General features: G+C 59.5%; 13 protein-coding genes. 6 read left to right on the forward strand and 7 right to left on the reverse strand.

Features of this window, described 5'->3' with window-relative positions; translation table 11 throughout:
- Nucleotides 1-5 precede the first annotated feature (5 nt).
- From modA to M9Q49_RS07275, 3 genes are all read right to left on the reverse strand, one after another.
- Entirely contained in the window at nt 6-836 is an 831-nt protein-coding gene (gene modA / locus M9Q49_RS07265; RefSeq protein WP_254508050.1) for a molybdate ABC transporter substrate-binding protein, read from the reverse strand.
- Between the two features lie 122 nt (nt 837-958).
- Nucleotides 959-1,933 carry a sialidase family protein gene (locus M9Q49_RS07270; protein ID WP_254508051.1) on the reverse strand — a complete coding sequence of 325 codons (975 nt, stop codon included), beginning with the start codon at nt 1,931-1,933 and terminating at the stop codon, nt 959-961.
- A gap of 60 nt (nt 1,934-1,993) precedes the next feature.
- Complete coding sequence (locus M9Q49_RS07275; protein ID WP_254508052.1) at nt 1,994-3,259, reverse strand: PQQ-binding-like beta-propeller repeat protein; 1,266 nt, start codon at nt 3,257-3,259, stop codon at nt 1,994-1,996.
- Nucleotides 3,260-3,459: 200 nt separating this feature from the next.
- Here M9Q49_RS07275 and M9Q49_RS07280 point away from each other — a divergent pair, with 200 nt between their 5' ends.
- From M9Q49_RS07280 to M9Q49_RS07305, 6 genes are all read left to right on the forward strand, one after another.
- Nucleotides 3,460-3,810, forward strand: coding sequence for a DoxX family protein (locus tag M9Q49_RS07280; RefSeq protein ID WP_254508053.1), 351 nt, complete (start codon nt 3,460-3,462; stop codon nt 3,808-3,810).
- Nucleotides 3,811-3,974: 164 nt separating this feature from the next.
- The gene (locus M9Q49_RS07285; RefSeq protein WP_254508054.1) at nt 3,975-6,578 is read left to right on the forward strand and encodes a DUF1592 domain-containing protein; all 2,604 of its coding nucleotides are present in this window, start codon (nt 3,975-3,977) and stop codon (nt 6,576-6,578) included.
- A 42-nt stretch (nt 6,579-6,620) separates the two neighbouring features.
- Nucleotides 6,621-8,003, forward strand: coding sequence for a DUF1552 domain-containing protein (locus M9Q49_RS07290; protein WP_254508055.1), 1,383 nt, complete (start codon nt 6,621-6,623; stop codon nt 8,001-8,003).
- Nucleotides 8,004-8,559: 556 nt separating this feature from the next.
- A complete protein-coding gene (locus M9Q49_RS07295) occupies nt 8,560-9,498 on the forward strand; it encodes an IS30 family transposase (RefSeq protein ID WP_254508056.1) in 939 nt (312 codons plus the stop codon).
- A 450-nt stretch (nt 9,499-9,948) separates the two neighbouring features.
- A complete protein-coding gene (locus tag M9Q49_RS07300) occupies nt 9,949-11,427 on the forward strand; it encodes a tetratricopeptide repeat protein (RefSeq protein ID WP_254508057.1) in 1,479 nt (492 codons plus the stop codon).
- Between the two features lie 135 nt (nt 11,428-11,562).
- A complete protein-coding gene (locus M9Q49_RS07305; protein ID WP_254508058.1) occupies nt 11,563-14,430 on the forward strand; it encodes a hypothetical protein in 2,868 nt (955 codons plus the stop codon).
- A gap of 21 nt (nt 14,431-14,451) precedes the next feature.
- Here M9Q49_RS07305 and M9Q49_RS07310 read toward each other — a convergent pair whose 3' ends face one another.
- The 4 genes from M9Q49_RS07310 to M9Q49_RS07325 form a co-directional block, all read right to left on the reverse strand.
- Entirely contained in the window at nt 14,452-15,654 is a 1,203-nt protein-coding gene (locus M9Q49_RS07310) for a mandelate racemase/muconate lactonizing enzyme family protein (RefSeq protein ID WP_254508059.1), read from the reverse strand.
- 130 nt (nt 15,655-15,784) lie between these two features.
- The gene (locus M9Q49_RS07315; RefSeq protein ID WP_254508060.1) at nt 15,785-16,978 is read right to left on the reverse strand and encodes a mandelate racemase/muconate lactonizing enzyme family protein; all 1,194 of its coding nucleotides are present in this window, start codon (nt 16,976-16,978) and stop codon (nt 15,785-15,787) included.
- 104 nt (nt 16,979-17,082) lie between these two features.
- Entirely contained in the window at nt 17,083-18,387 is a 1,305-nt protein-coding gene (locus tag M9Q49_RS07320; protein WP_254508061.1) for a DUF1552 domain-containing protein, read from the reverse strand.
- Between the two features lie 18 nt (nt 18,388-18,405).
- Nucleotides 18,406-22,581, reverse strand: coding sequence for a DUF1592 domain-containing protein (locus M9Q49_RS07325; RefSeq protein WP_254508062.1), 4,176 nt, complete (start codon nt 22,579-22,581; stop codon nt 18,406-18,408).
- Nucleotides 22,582-22,627 lie beyond the last annotated feature (46 nt).

The raw sequence follows: 22,627 nt of genomic DNA on the forward strand, positions 1-22,627 counted from the left end.
ACTGGTCACTTGATACGGCTGAAGCCGGCTTGAGAGTAAATCGGTTCGGCGCGATCCGCTTCCAGATATTCAAAGAAAGAAACGGCCGCGGGATTCTTCGCACCATGCTTGAGGAGCACCAGGACGTAGACAATTTCATCGTGCAGCGCCGGATCGAACTCATGAACGACTTCCACGTTCGGCGCCACCTTCACATCGGTGGAGTAGACAATTCCAGCCTCGGCCTCGCCTCGTTCCACAAAGCTGAGTGCTCCGCGCACATCCTGCGCGCGGGCAATCTTCTGGTCGGCGGTCAGCTTTTCAACAAGTCCAAGTTTGGTGAGAGCCTGATCGGCGTACTTCCCGGCGGGAACTTTTTCGCCGGCGAGGGAAATTTTCTTCACCTGATCTGAGAGCAAATCCTGCGGCGTTTTGACTTGCGCCGGGTTCCCCTTTGGCACGATCAGCACCAGCTTGTTCGTGAGGAGTTCTTTGGCTCGCTCAGCAACGCCCGCTTCTTGCACCTTGGTCGCCCATTCGCGACTCGCACTCAAAAACAAATCGGCGGGAGCTCCCTCAATGATCTGATTCGCCAGGCCACTCGAAGGTCCCGCGTTCACCTTGATCGTGACGGCTGCATCCTGCGAATAGCTGGTGCTTAGCGCTTCCATCAGTTCCTTGGTGCTGGCCGCGGCCGAGACCAGCACTTCGCCGGCAACCGCAGCCGATGCCGATGCGGAGTTATTCGCAGGAGCCGGAGCTGGATTTGCGACCGGCTTTGCGCCGTCGCAAGCCGCTAGCGCTCCGCACAATAACAGCACGACAAACCGCGTTAGCGGATGAACTGATTTTGGCATGAACGCTCCTGACTTGCTTGGGGCCATTCCCGGGAGGGCGAGGCTCCCGCATGTGATCGGGCACCATCATAACGTAGCGTGTCATAATCATGCCACTTGGCGAGCGAGCCGATTGCAGCGCGTTAGCGGACAAATCGCAGCGTGTCTTTGCCCATCGACGATGCGTACAGAATGTTCGCTTGCGGATCCCAGGCATAGTTCGGGCCGACCGGGCCGACGGTAAATGTATCCGGCAGCGGCGCGATCGGCTTCCAGTTTTTGCCGCCATCGGTCGACTCGTGAAAGCCTTCCTTGTTCACGAGCATCATTTCGGTGGCAGTTTTGCCGAAATAAGGACCGAAGACGCACGGCGGTGAACCGGCCAGCACTTCCCAAGTCTTCCCTTCGTCTTTGCTCGTCAGCAGCCCTTTGGCCGATGCCCAATAGATCGTGCCGTCGCGCACGATCGACACGCGCGCGGTGGGCGTGATGTCAGAAACCTCCGTCCACGTTTGCCCGCCGTCAGTGCTCCGTAGTATTCCTTTCTTTTTGCTGGCCAGCAGAATCTTGTCGCTCACCACCCCCAAGTGCGAAAAGCCGGGCTGCAGATCGGTCCACGTTTGCCCCTCATCGGTCGAGAGCGTGAGCAGATCCTTGTTCTCATGGCGAAACGAGAGAAACACTTTGCCGGTCGCATGCCAATCGACCGCGCCAAAATCGAGATGGCTGGTCTTCGACGCAGTCCATGTCTTGCCGCCGTCGGTCGTCAGCGCACTCGAGCCATAAATCATGAAGCACATCAGTCGCTTGCCGGCGGGGTCGAAGTTGAGCGCGTAGCCCGTCTCCGTTCGTCCACCGATCTTCTTGTCGTCGACGCGGGCAAATGTCTCGCCGTGATCGGTGCTCAGCCACATGCCGTTATCAGGAACGACCATGAAAACGTTGCCATTCGCCGGGTCGACCGTCACGCCAGCTGTCTTGCCGGGATAGCCAATCTTCTCGACCTTGGCGAGCGTGCTGTCGGAAATGACGGTCCATTTTCCTTTTTCCAGTTTTGCCTCCTGCGCAAAGCTGTTTACGGCTATGCACAACAACATCACGGAGAGGAATCGAATCACGGCAGGGCTCCTTAATGAATTGCAGATTGAAGATGTCAGATTGCAGATCGGAATACAGATCTATTTTTGAGAGACGCACCAGAGGTGTTTTTTGCCTTTAAGAACTAGCTTGCCGTCGCTCACCGCGCCGGATGGTGCTGCGGCATCGCCCAAGTCATTCGTTGCTAGTAGTTCGTACTTCGGAGCTGCCTGCACGACGAAGGTTTTGCCGGCGCTGGCAAAATAGAGCTTGCCATCGGGAGTGATGATGGGGCTTGAGGACACCGATACGCCGTTGAGTCGTTGGGCGTATTGTTCCTCGCCGGTGGTTAGATCGACGCACTTCAGCACGCCCGGATTGTGCAGGCGAAAGAGCAAGTTGCCGACGATGGCCGGCGAAGAGAGGCCCTCGGGGATTTGATCGAGCTTCCATTTCACGTGTGTGGCCGCGACATCGCCGCTGCCGTCGGCGGCGACGAGAATGCCAGGTCCGCCCCGACCGCTGTCGGTGTAAACCAAGCCGTTGGCAAAAACCGGCGAAGTGACATCGCCGGGTGTTTTGCACCACCACAGCTTCTCGCCGCTGGCCGGATCGAGCGCTTGCAATTCACCCGAAGCAGTCACCAGCAGCTGCGATTTGCCAGCTGCTTCGATGACGACCGGCGTGGTGTGTGTGAAGGCGCCTGTTCGTTTTGATTCCCACAGCATCTTGCCAGTTGCCGGCTCGAAGGCAGTGAGGGTCGATTTCTTTTGATTCCGATCAGCCAGGACGAGCAATTGGCCGCGATGCAAAATCGGGCTCGAAGCAATTGCCACATCAAAGGCTTGCCAATCGGGCAGGTCTTGTTCCCAGGCAATCTTTCCCAAGAAGTCGACCGCGGCCAGCTTCGACGAGCCGAACACGACATACACTCGCTCGCCGTCCGTTACTGGCGTCGGCGCGCAATAGCCGCCGCGCAAGTCCGAGAGCTTCCACGGTCCTGGCGGCACCGCCGTGTCCCACAGCTGCTCTCCGTCATTCAGCCGAAAGCAAGTCACGCGCTGCTCAGGCTGTTCCTCACCCTTGCGATCTTTGGGCCAGAACGCGGTCGTCACGAAAACTCGATCGCCCCAGATGATGGGGCTCGATTGATTGTGATCGGGCTTTCCCTCGGCCAGCGTGGCGGGGAGCGGCATCTTCCAGAGCACGTTGCTGCTGTCGTTGGCGTTCCAGGTGAGGGGCAGGTTTTTCTCCTGGCTGATCCCCATGCCGGTCGGTCCACGAAAGCCCGGCCAGTTTTCAGCCGCCGCAACCGAAGTCGCGATCAGCAGGATTGGGAGAAGTGCTCGTACACTGCGCGTCTTCATACTCGTCGCCCCGGCGAGATTTCGATTCACGAAGTCGCCGCAAGTATGGCGGGGGGCAGAGTGGGATGCAAGAAAAGACACGCGCTCGAACGACGGTCCGTAATTTGTCGCAGGGTTGCGGCTGCAGTACTGACGGGCTTCCGTTGATTAAAGTGTCCCGATACTTTAGTCGGATGGCCTCACCAAGCGGGATAATTCAATTGAAGTCGATTTCCAAGTTTCTTCTGGCGGCTCTGATGTTGGGAGCCGGTGCGATGCACTTCGCGCAGTCTGACTTTTTCACGAGCATCATGCCGCCGTATCTTCCGTGGCATCGCGAGTTGGTCTACATCAGCGGAGTTGCCGAAGCAGCGTTGGGCTTGTTGCTCATCGCCCCACGATTCTCACGCCCGGCGGCTTGGGGCATCATCGCCCTTTTGATCGCCGTGTTTCCGGCAAACATCTACCTTTACCAGCACCAAGAGTTGCTTCCCGCCCCGCCCATGGTCCATTTTCTTCGGCTTCCCCTGCAAGCCGTTCTCATACTTTGGGCGTTCTGGCATACGCGGTAAGAAAAATCCATCCGCGGCAGGTTGTGCATGTCGAAGTGCGCGGTGCTAAGATGAAGGCCCACCTAAACGGTTTCAGCTCCCACTGGATCCGTCCCACCCTTTACATCGTGAGCTTCGGAATCCTCCGAACAACGTACCTTAGCGCTCGGAAAGCCCGTCAGCCTATGCGCACTCTGATCAGCACGATTCTGTTGATATCGGCAGGCGGAATGGCTTGCCACGCGCAGGCCGCAGACAGCACATCGCCGACTTTCGCTGAGGTGCGTGAAGCTGGGCGAGCGAAGTCGCTGTTCTTAAAGGAAGCCGAGAAGAAGGCGGAGTCGACGCCGGCCATTCCCACCGCCAATCTCGATCACTTCCGCAAATCGATCGGGCCGATCCTCGCGCAGAAGTGCGTCGCTTGTCACGGTCCGGATGCGACGATGGGAAATCTGCGCGTCGACAAGCTGAATCCCGATTTGCTCACGGGGACCGACGTCGATCGCTGGCGAGGCATCTACAAGGTCCTCAGCAATTCCGAAATGCCCCCCGAAGACGAAGCCGATTACAAGCTGGCCGATGCCGATCGCAAGTTGATTGTCGATTGGCTTAGCGAAGAGATGAGCAAGGCCTCGTTGGTTCGTCGCAGCCGCGCCGAGCACTCTTCGTTTCGCCGCATGACGAAATACGAATACAACTACGTCCTGCAAGACCTACTCGGCCTGTCGTACCCGATTGCCAACAGCTTGCCGCCCGAGACTGCTTCGGAGGACGGTTTTAAAAACAGTTCCGACTTGCTGCAGATGTCGCCGCAGCAACTCGAAGCCTACCGCGATCTCGGCTTGAAAGCGCTGCAGCGCGTGACCGTGATTGGCGAACGGCCCAAGCCGACCACTTATCTCATTTCGCCCGCAGAAATGATCAACAAGACCAAAGGGGATAAGGCCAAGCGGTTCAACAAGTCGGACGATAGCTATCGCAATCAACGGCACCGCACGCACCTGCTGAATCAAGAGACAGGTGACGGCAGCCAGTTCACCGAAGGAAGCGTCGCTCCCAAAGCGGGCGAGTTCGCCGGCCATAATCCGGATGCTTCGCCGGTGGTCATCATCCTGCCGCGCAACAACGAACTGAAACTAAACCTCGATCGCTTCCTGCCCGACGAAGGGATGATGCGCGTGCGAATTCGGGCTGGCCGCAGCACGAACGACCCCGACGAGTATGCCAGCTTACGACTGATCTTCAGCGCTCACACGAGCAACAACGCCAACTTCTCGAACATCATCAGCCAGCGCGACCTGCCCGTCACCGCGGCCGCAGACAAGCCGGAGTTCGTCGAGTTCGACATCCCGCTCAGTGAAATCCAGCGCAATCCGTTTCGCAAACTCGAAACGACTTTTCCACGGCGGGATGAGTTCCTGCACATTCGCAATGAATCGAATGCGCAACGCAAAGAGCCGCTGCAGGTCGTCATCGATTACATCGAAATCAGCGCGCCCCACTTCGATCAATGGCCGCCACAGAGCCATCTCAACATCTTTATCGAGAGCCAGAATAAGAGCGACGAACAGGCTTATGGCCGAGAAGTACTCGCGAAGTTTTTGCTGCGCGCCTGGCGACGGCCTATTGCGGCGGAGGAGATCACTCCGTTCATGGAGTTGTTCGCCAAGTTTCGCGCGGATTTCGATTCATTCGAACCAGCGATGCTGGAAGTGCTCGCCACGGCCTTGGCCTCGCCGGAGTTCCTCTATCTGACTCAGAAGTCGCCCGCACCCGAAGAGAAGAAGCCGGCCACGATCAGCGATCAGGAATTGGCGACTCGGCTGTCGTTCTTCTTGTGGTCGAGCGTGCCCGATGATGAACTGCTGCAACTCGCTCGCGAAGGGAAGCTCAAAGATCCCGTTGTGTTGAATTCGCAAGTCGACCGCATGCTGGCCGATCCGCGGGCCGAACGCTTCTCGCAACATTTTGTGGAACAATGGCTGGGGCTCGATGGACTGGAGAGCGTCACGCATGTGAAGGACGCCGCGCTCCGCGAGGCGATGCGACAGGAGCCGATCGCGTTTTTCCGCGAAGCCCTCCGCAACAACAGCAGCGTGATGGACTTTTTGCATTCCGATTACGTCGTCGTCAACGAGCGACTGGCAAATCACTACGGCATTCCGAAGGTCTTCGGCACCGAGTTTCGCAAAGTGGCTAGTTCGGCCGATATTCATCGCGGCGGCGTGTTGACCGCGGCTGCTTTGCTCACGATGAATTCCGACGGCAGCGATTCGCATCCTCTCAAACGCGGCGTGTGGCTGCTGAAGCGCGTGCTGCTCGATCCGCCGCCACCGCCACCTGCCGCGGTACCCAAAGTCGACCTCACCGATCCTCGCATTCTCGAGATGACGCTCAAGGAACGGATCGCCGACCATCGCAACAAGGCCGCCTGCATTTCTTGCCACTCGCGCATCGATCCCTGGGGCATCGCGTTCGAGAACTACGACGCGCTCGGCACTTGGCGGACAAGCATCAAGAACAAACCGGTCGACGCCACGTCGACGCTGTTCAACAAACAAGAACTCGCTGGAGTGGATGGCCTTAAACGGCACTTGCTGGCCGATCGGCAGGATCAATTTTCCCGGGCCATGGTTCACAAAATGGCTGCGTATGCTCTTGGTCGGCCGCTGACTTTTGCCGATCATGCCGATATCGACGGCCTGACGGCCCAGTTTCGAAAAAAGAACGACGGCCTGGCCGATTTGATACATTTGGTCGTGAGCAGCGATTTGTTTAACTCGAAATAGAGCTAGTAACCCGACGAACGTTACCTCAAAGAGCGAACAATCATGAGCTTGAATCGTCGAAACTTCCTCCGTGGCGCCGGCGTCGCTTTGGCGTTGCCGTGGCTCGAGTCGTTGGCCGTGGCCGGTCCCGTTGCGAGCGCCACCCCGAAGCGGTTTCTGAGTGTCTATCATCCGGACGGCGTCGGCTTGCCGCTGAAGAGCGATCCGGCGTGGAAGGATTGGAGTTGGTTCCCGCGCGGCGGCGAAAAAGATTTCGAGCTGACGAAGGTGCTCGATGTGCTCGAGCCGCTACGGAGCGAAATCACCATTTACTCCGGCCTGTCGCACCCCGCCGCTCGCAAGGTGCATGGCCATTCCAATGCCGATCAATATCTGACCGGCGCGAACATCGGTGGCGATGGCCCGTACAAAAATTCGATCTCGGTCGATCAGGTCATCGCCGAGCATGCGGGCGAGTTCACGCGGCATGCGTCGCTGGTGATGTCGACCAACGGCGGGATTGGTGGCCCGCGTGGTGCGCAGACGCAATCGTACAATCGCGAAGGCCGCCCGATTCCGGCCATGAACAAGCCGAAGCAGATTTTCGACACGCTGTTTGTCACCAGCGGCAAGGATGCTCACGCTCGCCTCGCCCGCAGTAAGAGCGCGCTCGATCTGCTGATTGAGAATACGCGGTCGCTGGAGAAGTCGTTGTCGAAGCAGGATCAGCAAACGCTGAAGCAATATCTCGATGCGGTCCGCGACACCGAAGTGAAGCTTGCCAAAGCACAGAAGTGGATCGACACGCCGATTCCGACGATCGACACCAGCAAGCTCAACTTGCAAGCCACTCCGGAAGAAGCTCGCCTCTACTTCCAGACGATGTATGAACTGATTTATCTCGCCTTTCTCAGTGATTCAACGCGAGTCGCCACGTTCCAGCTCGGCCGCGAAAACGGCGAAGGGCCGCACGACCTACTCTCGAAGGCCGTCGGCCTGAACGGTGCGCATGGTCTGACGCACGCCGTCAAACAACCCGACGGCTGGAAGAATCTCGGCACCTACAACCGCTACCAGGCTGAAGCCTTCGGCGTCTTCGTTCAACGACTCAAGGAAACTCCCGAGCCGACCGGCCACGGCAACATGCTCGACAATACCTTCGCGATGCACGGTTCGGCGTCTAGTAGTTTTCACCTCTCGCGCAATTATCCGATCATTTCCGCCGGCGGGAAAAACCTGGGCTTTACCAACGGCCGCTACCTCAAGTTCGGCACGGGCAACGAAGACAACCAGGCTGGGGCGGGGATCGATACCGACGCTGGCTGGCAAAGCGACGCCAAGGTTCAAGAAGAAGCACTCGCCCTGCTGTTCACCACTCTGTTGCAGCGCTTCGGCGTCGAAACCGATTCGTTTGCGGGCATCACGGGAACGCTAAACCGGGTTTAAGAGTTCTCCTGCTGCACATGTCTTACCTCCGCCTCGCTGCGCTCGGCATTTGATTTCGTTGCGCAGCAACGAAAAGGTAGCCCGACGCGTGAGCGAGGGATTGGGCGAGTGGAGTCAGCCACCACCAACGTGCGACAGCACCTCCGTTTTTGTGCTTACGCACGTTGCCGAACCCAATGTCCTCGCGCCCAAACCCTCGCTCACGCGTCGGGCTACCTTGCTACTTGACGCTTCGAAATCATCGATCGCGGATGGCGGACGGCAAGAGCGGACCGGAGTTGTCCGCGCGGGTGTGTCTATTGGATGCCGGAGGTTGGGTGACGACGTGACGCGCGAGGTGAAGTGCCATGGGCCAGAGCTAGTTGGAGCGACCTGTTCGGGCGATTTTAGAGCCACCCGTTTTAGCTAGAATAAAGGGCGGCGTCCATAATGGAACGCGTTGCTAGCATTGAGTTTCGGGCATTTTGTGGAGGGGTGGCTGATTGAAAACGCCAACGCTGGGGCGGTTGAATAGAGGTTGGAAAACGACTTCTCGATTCAAACCGGAGACCCAGCGATGGCAATTCATTTTACCGTGAGCGAACGCCAGCAGTTGGCGGCATTGGTCGCGTTGCGAGTTTCGAAGATCGCGATTGCGCGCCGGTTGCAACGTGCCCCGTCCACCATCTTTCGTGAGCTCAAACGCAATTGCGGTGACACGGGTTACCAGGCGGGCTCGGCTCAGCAACAGGCGGTGATGCGGCACACGCACCGTCATCGCAAGATGGATTCTCCGGAGGTGGCCGAGTATGTGAAGTCGCGACTGGAGCTGCGCTGGTCGCCAGATCAGATCGATGGCCGAACCAGACGGGACTTTCTCGACGACCGCCTGCGGCGGATCTCGCGGCAAACGATCTACAACTGGCTGAAGCAACCTGCAGGGAGCGAGCATCGCCAATACCTGCGTTTTTATCGGGAAAAACCGCCACTTCGGCGTCGCGTCGATCCTGCTCAGACGCTCCCCAATCGGCCCGCCATCATCGGCCGCCGCGAACGCTTCGGCGACTGGGAAGGCGACACGCTCGTCGGTCGCAAAGGCATCTCGAAACCCGTGCTCTATAGCATCGTCGAACGGGTGAGCGGTTATCTCGAACTGGCGCGTGGCGAAAACCGTGAAGCCGACACGGCCAATCGCATCCTTCGCCGTCGCCTCAATCAGTACCCACCCAACTGGCTGCAGAGCTGCACCTTCGACAACGGCGCCGAGTTCGCCAAGGTCGGCGAGCTCGAAAGCGTGTTGCAAATCGAGGTGTACCACACGCAACCCTACAAAGCCTGGCAACGTGGGACAAACGAAAACACCAACGGCCTCATTCGCCAATACTTCCCCAAAGGAACCGACTTCCAGCAAGTCAGCCAAGCGGAGCTGACCACGGCTGAAAGCCAACTCAACACCCGCCCTCGCAAACGGCTCGGCTACCAGACTCCCCAAGAACTCAAAAACAAGTACTGCTAGCCACGCAATCCATTTTGGACGCCGCCAAAGTGCGATATGGGAACCCCGATATTGCAGTGGATTTTCGGCGTAAGTCGTTTGGATGGAGTCTTTTACAGGGAATTCGAAAAGTTGTATCACCTGTTATAATCTGGGGGTACGAAAGGGGGGGGCAGGTGTTCCAGAATTGCTGGCCACTGCACCGCGCGGCTCGGCGGGAGCCATTCCGTCGCTCGCCGCAACAGCGTGCCGTTTTTTTGCCGCTCGTTGGCGGCTACTCCAATGCCTTCGCTCCGAACGCCGTTTCCACGAGAACGAATTTCCCACCACATGGGAGACGCTCAAACTGGTCTCGTGTTTGCGGCGGCTTTTCCTTGCTCTTGCCTGCCGGGCAAATTAACATAATCGGTACGGAGCGCGAGAGTTGCGCTCGGGGTGCGCTTTATTGGCGGGTATCTACGGAGTTTGGCAATGACACGGAGCATTCGATGGCTGGCAGCGGCGGCGGTGGGCTGCTTGCTGTTCACCTCGGTCGGTTGGTCGCAAGATCAGCTGCTGGACGAACTTTACGGGCGGGGTGTGCATAACTATTTTGCACGCAACTATTCGCAAGCCCATACTTTTTTGACTGAGGCGGTCCAAGGCGGCAGCCAAGACCCGCGGGTCTATTACTTCCGCGCGCTCGCCTATAGCAAGCTCGGCCGGCCCGATGAAGCCAAGGCCGATTTTGAGAAGGGGGCCGCTTTCGAAGTGCAAGCTGGCGACATCTATCCCATCGGCCGTTCGCTGGAACGGGTGCAGGGAAATGACCGGATGACCCTCGAAGGTTATCGCCGCAGCGCCCGCATTTCTGCTCGCAGCAATACGAACAAACGAGACAATGTCCGCTTCGAAGAAATGAAGCGGAACGAACAAGAAGTGCTGCGGAATCCCGGCGCGGCTGGCAATTTGCCGGCCCCAGCCCCGGGAGCACCGGCTGCTCCTGCAGCTCCGGCCCCGAGCGACCCGTTTGGCGCTCCGCCCATGGCTGATCCATTTGGTGGTGCGGCTCCGGCTGCTCCTGCTGCACCCGCGGCCCCTGGCGCTCCGGCCGATCCGTTCGGTGCTGGCGCCGCCCCGGCAGCTCCTGCTCCAATGCCTGCCGCCCCCGCAGCGGACCCATTTGGTGCTGCTCCAGCGCCGGGTGCTCCGGCCCCAATGCCTGCTCCGGCAGCCGATCCATTCGGCGCTGCCCCAGCGCCGGGTGCTCCGGCTCCGATGCCCGCTCCTGCTGCCGATCCATTTGGCGCTGCTCCAGCGCCAGGTGCTCCGGCTCCGATGCCTGCTCCGGCAGCCGATCCATTTGGTGCTGCCCCAGCGCCGGGTGCTCCGGCTCCAATGCCTGCTCCTGCTGCGGATCCATTCGGCGCTGCTCCAGCTCCCGCCGCACCGATGCCGGCAGCTCCGGCTGCTCCAGCAGCAGATCCCTTTGGTGCTGCTCCGGCAACCGCCCCTGCCGTACCCGCTGATCCGTTCGGCGCTGGCGCTGCTCCCGTTGCCACCCCAGTAGCCGCTGGCGGTAAGTCCACCATGGGTTCGCTGTTTCGCGCTTTTACCAAAGCCATTCCCGGTGAAGCGAGCGCTCCCGGTGCTGCTCCCATCGTCGATCCAGCCGTTCGCCCAGCCGACAACCAAGTCGATCCTTTCAAGGATGACTCGCCGGCCGCGCCTGCTGCAGGTCGCCCAGCTGCGGCCATGCCAGCCGCCGATCCTTTTGGCGCTGCTCCGCCTCCCGCAGCCCCGACTGCACCGGCTCCGGCCGCCCCAGCACCCGCAGCAGCCGATCCTTTTGGCGCAGCCCCGCCGCCTGCTGCTCCCGCAGCTCCAGCCCCGGCAGCTGATCCGTTCGGCGCTGCTCCGCCAGCGCCAGCCGCTCCTGCACCAGCTCCTGCCGCCGATCCGTTCGGTTAATCGTCTGGCTCCGCTCGACTCCGCCATTTTCAGCGCCGTCATCGTTCCGATGACGGCGCTGTTGTTTCCGCCCGCCCGATTCGCTCTCACTCGCCTTCAACGATTCGCCGCTTCGCCTCGCTTCGGAGCTTTCGTATGAGTCGCTTGTCCTCTCTTGGTTGCTTGCTGGTTGCTCTGGTCGCCTCTTCGGTGAACGCGGCCCCGGCGATCAACGGTCTTTCGCTCCGCGGTCTCACGATCGGCAAGTCGGTGTCGATCACGATCGATGGCAGTGAGCTTGGCGACGATGCACGCATCGTTCTCGACGCGCCGATTGCGTCGCAAACGATCAAACCGGGTAGCAAAGGCAACCAGGTTACGATCGAGATTACCGTCGATAACGCGACTGCACCGGGGCTTTGTCTGTTGCGAGTTGCCACGAAGAACGGCATCTCAAACCCGCTCACGATCGGCCTCGATCGCCTGCCGCAAGCGATGTTCTCTGAAATGATCACAGCCACGCCGATCGCGCTGAGTGGCGCTATTCCGAACGGCGGCATCTTGCGCACGAAGTTTGAGGGAAAGAAAGGCGAGGTCATCGCGCTCGATTTGGAAGCGCAACGCCTTGGCGCTATGCTCAAGCCCGTGGTGCGATTGCTCGATCCGCGGGGCACGCAGCTCGCCTATAGCCCACCGTTGCGAGCGCTCGGTGGCGATCCGCGCTTGACCACCGCCTTGCCCGCGGATGGCACCTACACGATCGAGCTGCATGATCAACTCTATCGCGGCGCAAACCCGAGTCACTTTCGTCTGAAGGTGGGCGCCTTGCAGTTTGCTGATCAGGTCTTGCCTCTCGCCATGGCCAAGGGGAGTAAGGCGAATGTGAGCCTGCCGAACAGCAACCTCGCGGGTGAAGTGCATTTCGATGCCTCGGCTGCTCTGTTTCCACAATTAACCACGGTCGCCGTGCCGCCAACCGCGGAGCGGCTGACGGGCGCTGCGCCGCGGATCTTCGTAAGCGACATCGCCGAAAGCGTCGAACCAGCTCGCGAGGGTAATCAACTGCCGAAACTACCCGCCGTTCCAGTCGGCGTGAGCGGCGCGTTATCTGCCCCCGGCGAAGAAGATCGCTACGAACTGCCGGTCACGCCGGGCAAAAAACTGCGGTTCGAAGTTTTCGCCCAACGTTTCGGCTCGCCGCTCGATGGCGTGCTGACAGTTTATGGTCCGCAAGGCAATGCGCTGGCCAGCAGCGACGATCGAGCGGGAACAGCTGATCCCATGCTGGAATTCATGGTGCCAGCCGGCATGATGAGCGTGCAGGTAGGCGTGAAAGACATGCAAGAGCGTGGCGGCCCGGCATTTTTATATCGCATTGAAGCGCGCGACACTGCGGCACCGGACTTTGCTTTGAGTGTCGCCATCGATCGCTTGAACATTCCCGCCGGCGGTACGCAGGTGCTGCAAGTGCAGGTGAACCGCCTGGGTTACAACGGCCCCATCGATTTGCAGTTGCACGGTCTGCCCCATGGTCTCACCGTGAATGGCAACAAGATCGCCGCCGGGGCCGCCATCGCACTCGTCACACTGACTGCGAATGCAGACATCGGCGGCACGACGAGCCTGATTCAAATCGCCGGTACCGCTTCAGAACTCGAACCGCCCCTCTCGCGACTCGCTCTAACGCCCGATTTGCCGGGCTCCAGCTATCAACCGCAGTTTAAGCAGCAACTCGCTCTCGGCGTGACGGCCGCTTCGCCGATTCAGTTTGCCTGGCAAGGAGCCGACACCGATGCGTTGTTGCTAGGTGATAAGCTTCCCGCAAAACTAGCCGTCAGTCGCGCCGGCAAAACGCCAGGCAACGTGCGCGTGCGACTCCTCACGACGCAGCCCATGCCAAAGAAGACGATCAAGGAAAACAATCAAGACAAAGTGGTCGACGATATCAACAGCGCGCTGCGTCTCGAGGGTGATCCGCAACTCAAGGTAACCGAAGCCGAGTTAGTCGCGAACATTCTTGTCCCCGCTGATCTACCGCAACACGCTTGGGATCTGGTGTTGATCGCCGATCTGCTCGCGGCCGATGGCAAGACGGTCGTCTCGTCGATCGCCGCGCCAGTTCGCTCGTTGTTGCCGGTCAGCCCATTCACGGTGGAACTCGCCGGCAGCGACACCGCCGAAGGAAAGGCGGGCGCGGGAACAACCGGCAAATTGGCGGGCAAGATTCAGCGCGTCGGCTCGTTCAAACAGCCGATCGTCGTAACCCTGGAAAATCTCCCCAAGGGCTACGCCGCGCCGCAGGTCATCATTCCCGCCGATCGCGCCGAGTTTGAGTTGCCGCTGGTCTTCCCGTTTGGCAGCAAGCTCGGTGAATTGAAAGATGTAAAGCTCGTCGCCGTCGCCGCGCCCGTCTCGGCGAATTCCGTTCGCAGCCGAGGCCTGCCGGTAAAGATTACGGTCGTTGCCGGCGAAAAACCGACAGCCGAACCGCCGCTGGAGGTTTTCGAGGACGACGAGAAATTCATCGCCCTGCTCAACGAAGGCAACGGCAAGGCCGTGCCGGAAAATCGCGACAAGTTCAGCGGCCAAACGTGCATCCGCATCAACGGCGACCAACGATACAACGCCAAGCTCCCCGGCTTGAGTGTGAAGGTCCGCGAGAATCCCGGGCCCGGCGAAGTGCGCTACATTCGTTTCGCCTGGAAGAAAAACGGCGGCAACACGATCTGCCTGCAACTCAATCACGACGGCATGTGGGGACCGGGTGGCTCGGGCCGCGAAGGGGCGAAGTTTCGTTACCATGCCGGCCCCGGCGGCGAATGCTACGGCGGTTCGCTGGTGATCGATGAGAAGTTACCGGTGAAGTTTGAAGTGGTGACGCGCGACCTCTTCGCCGACTTCGGCGAGTTTACGCTCGATGGCATCGCGTTCAGCGCCGTCGATGGCCAAGCTGCTCTCTTCGACCATTTGTATCTCGGCCGCTCGCGAGACGATTTCGACTTGATCAAAGAGAAGGGCAAATAGGCTCGGCTTTTCAATCAGAAGTTAGTAATCAGCAATCGAGCCATCCGGCAACCGGCCGCGCGTGGGCCATTCCGGCGGCAAAGGTTGTTTCGCGAGTTCTTCCAGCACCTTCTCGTCGATCTCGCAGCCGATGCCGGGTCCTTCAGGCAACGAGGCGTAGCCGTCTTTGTCGAGTGACCAGTTTTTCTTCACGAGCCCTGGTGGCGTGATGCTGGGGTAGTACTCGTGGATCAGGAAGAAGGGAATCGCCGCGCTGACATGCAGGCTGGCCGTCGCGCCGAGGTCGGTCGTCACGCAGTGCGGCGCGAGGGGCACGTGATAGGCTTCGCCGAGGATCGCAATCTTTCGCATCTGCGAAATGCCGCCGGTGTGAGCGCAGTCGATCTGCAGAATGTCGGCGACTCCTTCTTGCAGGTAGGGAATCACTTCCCAAATGGTGCGGGCCTGTTCGCCGACCGCGAGCGGGATGTTGATGTGCTTCTTGAGCCGCTTGAAGACCTCGATGTTCCCGGGTACGGCGGGCTCTTCGATATAGAGCAGATCGTAGGCCTTCACCGCCGCGGCGAGTTGCAGCAGGAACGGCGGTGGCAACGCACAATGCGCATCGAACATCACCACACCATCCGCGCCGACTTGCTTGCGTGCATTCTCGATGTTCTTCACGATCCCTTCGATCTGCGCAGGAGTGCCGGAGAACGGCTGCGGCCCGGCACCGACCTTCGTGGCTTTCGCCGAAGGGTACATCCGCACCTTGTCGCGCGTCGGCCCACCGAGCAAACGATGCACCGGCACGCCCCACAGTTTGCCGGTGATATCCCACAGCGCCATATCGATGCCGGCCAACGTGTGCGTCATGAACGGCCCGCCGCGCATGTCGCGATGCGAGCGATAAATCTTCTGCCACAGATGCTCGATCCGCGTCGGATTTTCGCCGTCGAGCAATTCGAACAGCGACTTTACGAGGGCGGTCGCGACCGTTGTTTCGAGCTGATCGATCTCGCCCCAACCGGTCACGCCGTGATTCGTTTCGACTTTGATGAAAACCTTCCGCTTCACCGCCGTTGGTGTAATGCGGATGATCTTCAGCGTGGTCGTTTTGTCGGCCACGTTGGCAGCGGGATTGTTGTCCAACTGCGCGCCAAGGGCAGCGTTCATGTCGCCGCGGAAGGCGTTGAAGGTGAGTGTGCCAGCAGCAGCCGCGAGAAGGTTGCGTCGTGTGGTCATCGTTGCCTTTCACTGTCGCCTTTCGCTCCGCGAAAGGACGCGTCTGTTCAAGGTGGGAGAAAATGGGGAGGTGAGTTTGTTGCGCGTCGACGTGCAAAAGACGCGTGCTTTGACGGAGTGAAGGCCGACATTAGTAATCCGCGATCGAGCCGTCTTTAAGTTTTTGGCCGGGCCATTTGTAGGTCTGCGGTTTCTTCGCTGCTTCTTCGAGTGCTACTTCGTCGACTTCGACGCCGAGGCCAGGTCCGGTGGGCAACGCGGCGTAGCCGTCTTTGTCGACTTCCCACTTGATGCGCATGATCGAGCCGGGGTTGAAGCCTTTGTTGTCGGGATAGAACTCGTGAATCAGTAAGAACGGAATCGACGCCGCGACTTGAATGCTCGCGGAGATCCCCAGGTTGCTCGCCGTGCAATGCGGCGCGAGGGGTACGTGGAAAGCTTCCGCGAGCGCAGCGACTTTGCGCATCGACGTGATCCCGCCACCGTGGCAGCAATCGGGCTGCAGTACGTCAAGGCAGCCGTTCTGGAGATACGGAATCATCTCGTAGATGTAGCGATCGCGCTCGCCGGCCGCGAGCGGAATGCTGATCTGCTCCTTCAGTCGCTTGAAGACCTCGATGTTCCCCGGCACGGCGGGCTCTTCGATGAACAGCAGGTCATACGGTTTGAGAGCCGAAGCAAGTTGAATGAGAGTGGCCGGCGGCAGCGCGGAATGAGCATCGAGCATGACCGCGCCGCTGGGGCCGACTTTTTCGCGCGCTTGCTGAACCCGTTTGATGATGCCCTCGATGTCCGCTGGCGACGAACTATGTTCCAGCGGATGACAAGGAACTTTTTGGGCCTGCGGCGTGTGATAGACGCGAATGCGATCGCGCGTCGGCCCGCCGAGCAGGCGATAGACCGGCACGTTGTGGAGCTTGCCGCAGATGTCCCAGAGCGCCATGTCGATGGCTGCCAGCGTGTGCATCATCAGCGCGCCGCCGCGCAGGTTGCGATGTGAACGATAGATCTTCTGCCAGAGATATTCGATCCGAGTCGGATTCTCGCCGTCGAGCAGTTCGAACAGCGACTCGACGAGCGGTTTGCTGACGCGGGGATCGACTCCCTTGAGATCGCCCCAGCCAACCGGGCCGTGGTTCGTTTCGATCCGCACGAAGACGTTCGGATTGACCCACGTCGCGCGTAGGCCGGTGATTTTCAGCGTCGTCAATTTATCAACGACATTCGCCGCCGGATTTTGCGCGGCGGGCAAGGCTTCATTGATTAACGCAGTTCCCGCGGCAATCGCTGCCGCGGAAGCGATGAGGTCACGGCGGGTAGGCATAGGCAGGAAGTTGTAGGGTGGGCCGAGCTGTACTCAGCGAGGCCCACCAATACCCGAGTTCGGTCGGTGGGCCTCGCCGAGTACGGCTCGACCCACCCTACACTCTACACTTCGTTCAGCGGTTCCTTGCCATCGCCAAATTCCTTCGGACGATGACTCATCTTGTCCATCATCGACAAATACAGCCGGCACATCTGGCGGTTCGGCTGATCGCGGTAGTTCAGGATTTTGCCAGTGGCGATCCGTCCGCCGCCGCCACCGACCATCACGACCGGCAGCTGATCGTTGTTGTGATTGCCAGTCATCATGCTGCTGCAATACATGAGCATGCTGTTGTCGAGAGCGGTACGCGAGCCTTCCTGAATCGCATCGAGCTTGCGGGCGATGTAACCGACCTGCTCGACGAAGAATTGATTCACCTTCAGCCAATCGGCGGTGTCGCTGTGCGACAGCAAGTGATGGATCATGTAATCGACGCCCAGGTGTGGGAAGCGGAGCGACGAGTGGTCGTTGTTGAGCTTGAGCGTGGTGATCCGCGTCGTGTCGGTCTGAAAACCGAGGACGAGAATGTCGCACATCAGCTTCATGTGCTCGGCAATGTTCTGCGGAATGCCATCGGCAGGGCGCGCGATGTTCGGCTTGTCGAGTGTTGGTCGCCAGCCTTGCAACTCACCCTTCTTGCCCGCGCCGGCGATGCGCTGCTCGACATCGCGGACCGAATCGAGATACTCATCGAGCTTCCGCTGATCGCTGGTGCTGATCTGCCGCCGCAGATCGCGGGCATCGGAGAGTACCGCGTCGAGCACGCTTTGATCCCCCTTTTGCACTTCGTCTTTGAAAAGACGATCGAACGCCAGCGCAGGATAAAGCTCAAGCGGAGTAGGTGTGGTCGGCGATGTCCACGAGATATGCGAGCTGTAGAGCATCGAATAATTTTTGTGGACCGACGGATTCGATTTTTCGCAAGCCAGGACCAGACTCGGCACTTTCGTCGATCGGCCGTACGTTTGAGCAAGTAGCTGATCGACGCTCGTCCCCGAACGAATGTCGCCGCCCGATGCGAGCGGTGCACCGGAAAGCAAGTTGCCAGTCTGCGAACTATGGATGTTTCCCTTCAAAGCCTGTTCGTTATAGAGGCCTTGAATAAACAGCAGCTTTTCGCGGAAGTCATGGAGCGGCGCGAGAACCTTGCCCAGTTCCATCGCCGAGCCTTCGCCCTTGGCCCACCATTCCTTGCTGTGAAAGCCGTTGCCGGAAAAGAGAATCGCGAGGCGCACCGGCGCTTCGCTCGCTTTTTCGGCGCCGGTCTTTTCATCGCCCCAGACATTGATCGATTCGAGCCACGGCAAGGCCATGCTCACGCCCAGGCCGCGGAGGAGAGTACGGCGGGAAAAAATGTGTTGTGTCATGTGTGATGTCCTTACTTCTTATTCTTCAACGACCTGATCCTGGCCGCGGATTTCTCGGAACTGGCGACTCAGAATAATTGTCTCAAGGGCGAGCTGCATTTGATAGTTGTTGGTCTTCAGTTTGGTTTGCATTTCGGCGAGGAGCGGCTCGTCCGAAAGCTGCACGCTGCGGCCCAGGGCGTAGCCCAGCAACTTGCGACAGAACTGGCGGACGAAGGCCTCGCGGCGGGTGTTGGCGATGTAGTCCTGCAGACCGGCCAGGCCGTTGAACTTCACGCCGTCGATCGTTTGCACCGAGGTATCGCCGGGCTTGGCTGATCGCGCGCCGATGGCATCGAAGCCTTCGAGCGAAAAGCCGAGCGGATCGATCCGTTTGTGGCAGACCGAGCACTTCGCGTCGGTGGTGTGCTTCTCGACAAGTTGCCGAACGGTGAGTTCGGCGGACGGCAGTTCGTCGGGCAACTGCGGCACGTCTTTCGGTGGTCGAGGCAAGCGTTCGCCGAGCAGGACTTCGCTAATCCAGTTGCCGCGCAGAATCGGACTCGTGCGCGACGCGCCCGACTGCTTGGACAAGGTTGCGGCCTGCGCCAGAATGCCGCCGCGGTCGTACTTTTTCGCTTCGGCAATTCGCTGCCAGTTCGGCCCAACGACATTCGGAATGCCGTAGAGCTTCGCCAGGTCGGCGTTCACGAACGTGTGATCGGAACTGATGATATCCAGCACACTACCGTTGTTTTGAAACAGGTCGGTGAAGTAGCGGATCGATTCTTCATACATGTCGTCTTTCAGCGCGGCGAACTGCGGGAAGTGGCGTTCGCTCTTTTCGTCGTGCTGATCGAAGTCGTAAATGTGCAGCCATTGGCAGGCAAACTCTGTGGCGAGGCGACGCGTTTTGTCGCTCTTCAGCATGCGCTGTGATTGGGCAATCAACTGCTGTGGATCACGGAGTTTCCCCGCAGAAGCAACGGCGAGTAATTCTTCATCGGGCTGCGACGACCACAGGAAATAGCTGAGGCGACTGGCCAGTTCGAGATCAGTGATCGGCCCTTGCTTGTTACCAGGGACGGGCTTTTCGATTTTGTAGAGGAACGAAGGAGAAACCAGCACGCGGGCCAGCGTCAAACGAACTGCTTCTTCGTGCGGAATCTCTTGTGAGCGAAGTTTACCGTAGAGTTGTCGCAGCTCTTGCTGTTCGGCGGGCACCAGCGGGCGGCGATAAGCCTTCGCGGCAAACGCCTGCAGCTTGGATAAGTGCGCTGATTCGGCGTCGATGAGCGACTGTCGATAATCGGCGGCGCGCTTGGCAAATGGCTCGCGGAGCGGTTCGAAGACTTTCGGATTGGCATCCTGCGTTGCGTATTGAATGAGTTGTTCGAGCGCATCGACCAGCGTCAACGAATCCTGGCTGACGAAGTGCAACTCGGCCCACAGGTCATCGAGCTTTTTCCGCTGGGCATCGTCGAGCATCAGGCGAACGAGATGATCGTCTTCGCGGTAGAAAAGCATGAGCGTGACGACTTCGTCTACGGGCACGATCTTCGTGTAGCAGAGAGCGGCTGGGAACAGATCGCGAAAGGCATTCAGATCGGTTTCGATGCGAGTCTTCGCTGCCGAGCCGTCGTTGACCAGGATCGGTGCGCTGACGGAAGTCTGGCGGTTGTCGCCTGTCCACGCGCCGCCGCCCATCACGGTTTTAGCTTCGGCGGGTTGCAGAGCTGCGCCGAGCGTTCGTTTGCCGACGACGATCTCGTTTTGCGCGCTGCCTTCTTTGCCGGTGGTAGGTTCGAGCAATGTGGCCGTGATCAGTTCGCAACCGGCGACGAGCGCGGCAGGGAGACGAATCTCGAGAACCGACGGCGCGCGAACGCAAAGAGAGTTTCCATCGATGGCTGTGCCGTTCGGGTGTTTGCCGAAGAGGGACGGATCGAGACCGTATTCGTTTTTGACGGATTCACTGCCGGGAACTGGCGGCGCGGGGCGAACATCGCTGAGCACGCTGCCGAGAAGTGGGCCGCTGAGGGAGGTCAGCTGTTGATGAAGGGCGGCGTCGCTTCCTTCCGAACCGGCGCTCAACAACAACGTCTGCACCGCGCCGGCGAGTTTCACCTTTTCATCTGCGTTGCTGGCCGTTTGCCATTTTGCGAGGACTGAACCGGCGGGAATCGCTGGGGTCGTCGGTTGCGGCTTGTCGGCTTCGGTGAAGAAGTGCCAAACGTTCTTGTTACCGAAACTGTCGTCGTGCGGATTGCCGGTGAGGACGTTGCTGGAAATGTCTTTAGCGAGATTCCAAACGCGTTCCTTTTCGCCTGGCGAAGACAACTGCCAATCGATGTTGGTCAGATCGCAGGAATGATTGTTGTCTCGAGCGCCGATCGACAGCGCGATCACATCCCCGGTTTGCACGGCGACGTCTTCGAATGGCCCGAACTTCACTTCCTTGGCGCCTTGAGCAATGCCAGCGGCGAATTGCCGGCGGGTCGCGCCGCGGCGAAGTTCGAGCGACCAGGTTACGCCGTTGCCACACTCGGTGTGAGCGTGTGTCACCGTTCCGCTCATCGATAGTTTGCCGGTGACCGGGCTCTGCCAGCCGACGGCGACGCGAAGCGTCGGCGAGGGATGAACAACGACGCCGTGCGCCCGCATGTTGCCAGGAATGCGAACGTGCTGGTCGGATGAATTGGCAAGAAGCAGAGGAGTTTGATTACTCCCCCAGCCTTGTACGAATTTATACGCACCGGCTTCGTCGAGCTTGGTAGTGAAGTGGCCCTCGATTTTCGTAGTAGCGCCGCTGCCGAGGCCCAGGTAGTTCAGCCAGGCTTCGAGCGGTTGCTGATCGACTTCGTGTTTCTTGGCGAGCGCGGCGGCATCGAAAGTTCCCTGCGCAGCCTGCGCTTCGGCGCAGGCCGCGAGATACTTTGTTGTCGACGACAAGACGCGAGCCCGCCGTTCGGCCAACTGCTGAGTTACGGCGCGGACATCTTTCAGCAGCAAATCGGGCCGGCCGGGAGCAACGAGCCGAGGCTGCTGCCAGACGACGAAATCATTTTCATTGCCGTCGCCAAGATCGCTGGTGACGAGCGAGAGGACAATGTCTTCCCCGGCCGATGGCGGCGGCAGCTTGAATTTCAGATCTTGTTTGCTCGTCAGTGGGCTGAGAGGTTCCAGCCAGCGCTTCGGCCCGCCCACTTTGCCGATGTGGCCGACGGAGCCGAACCGCCACAGCCCACGCTGCCAGGCGGCGATCTCGGCCGTGAGTGCGGCAGAATCTTCGGCTTTGGTCGCCGCGGCCCAGCGCTGACGCAAACCACTGAAGAGCAACGACGGCTTTTCATCTGTCAGCTGTTGCCACAGCAGGCCGAGATATTTCGCATTGAGTGAACGTTCCGCAGCAACCGCAGCGATCGTTTTTTTGCCGCTGCGAATCGCTTCGCGCTCGACAATGGTCGCAGCGAGGTACTTTTCGACCGGCAATCGGCCGCCGCCGTTGGTATTGAAGACGACGCCCTGCAGGTTCACTTGCTCGCCGCCGGTGGGATCGGTGAATTGGCTGTAGAAGTTGCGAATATCGGCCAGCGTTTCGTTGGTCCAATCACTGCGAGTCGTGTAACGCGAAAAGCGAATGCCCTCGGGCTGCAGCACCGCATGCGCTGCCATTTCCTTGGCAGCGTCGAGATACTTTGTTACGAGCGCCGGAGACATGACGAGCGCGTTGCCGGTGTTCGTAAAGCCTTCGCCGGCAGCGCCATCGACGGGAAATTCCTTGGCCGGCGACAGATCGTTCACGCCGAGCAAATCGCGGAGCGTGTAGGTGTATTCGGCATTGCTCAAGCGGCGAAGCACCACTTTGCCGGGATCGCCGGCGCGGGCGGCTGCTTCGGTGGTGAGAAAACTCCGAACCCACTGCTGCAACACGCGGCGATCAGCTTCGGTTGGCTGCGTTGCGTCCGGCGGCGGCATTTGCAGGCTATCGAGCATTTCGCCGACGCGCTGCCAGGTCTGCGGGTGCTTTTGCAGATCGGCGAGCGTGGCGAACGTCGTCAGATCGAGTTCGGCTTCCATTCGTTTGGCGGAATGGCATTCCTGACAGTAACGCATCACGATCGGGCGAATTTTTGCGGGAAAGGATTCGCGCAATTGGGCCGGCGTGAGATCTTGCCCGCGCAGCAAACTCGCGCAGGCTATCAAGACGAGCAACGAACTAATTCCACGAAGCGATTTCAGGAAGCAAGAGTTCATAAGC

This window comes from Anatilimnocola floriformis, from assembly GCF_024256385.1.
Classification (GTDB): domain Bacteria; phylum Planctomycetota; class Planctomycetia; order Pirellulales; family Pirellulaceae; genus Anatilimnocola; species Anatilimnocola floriformis.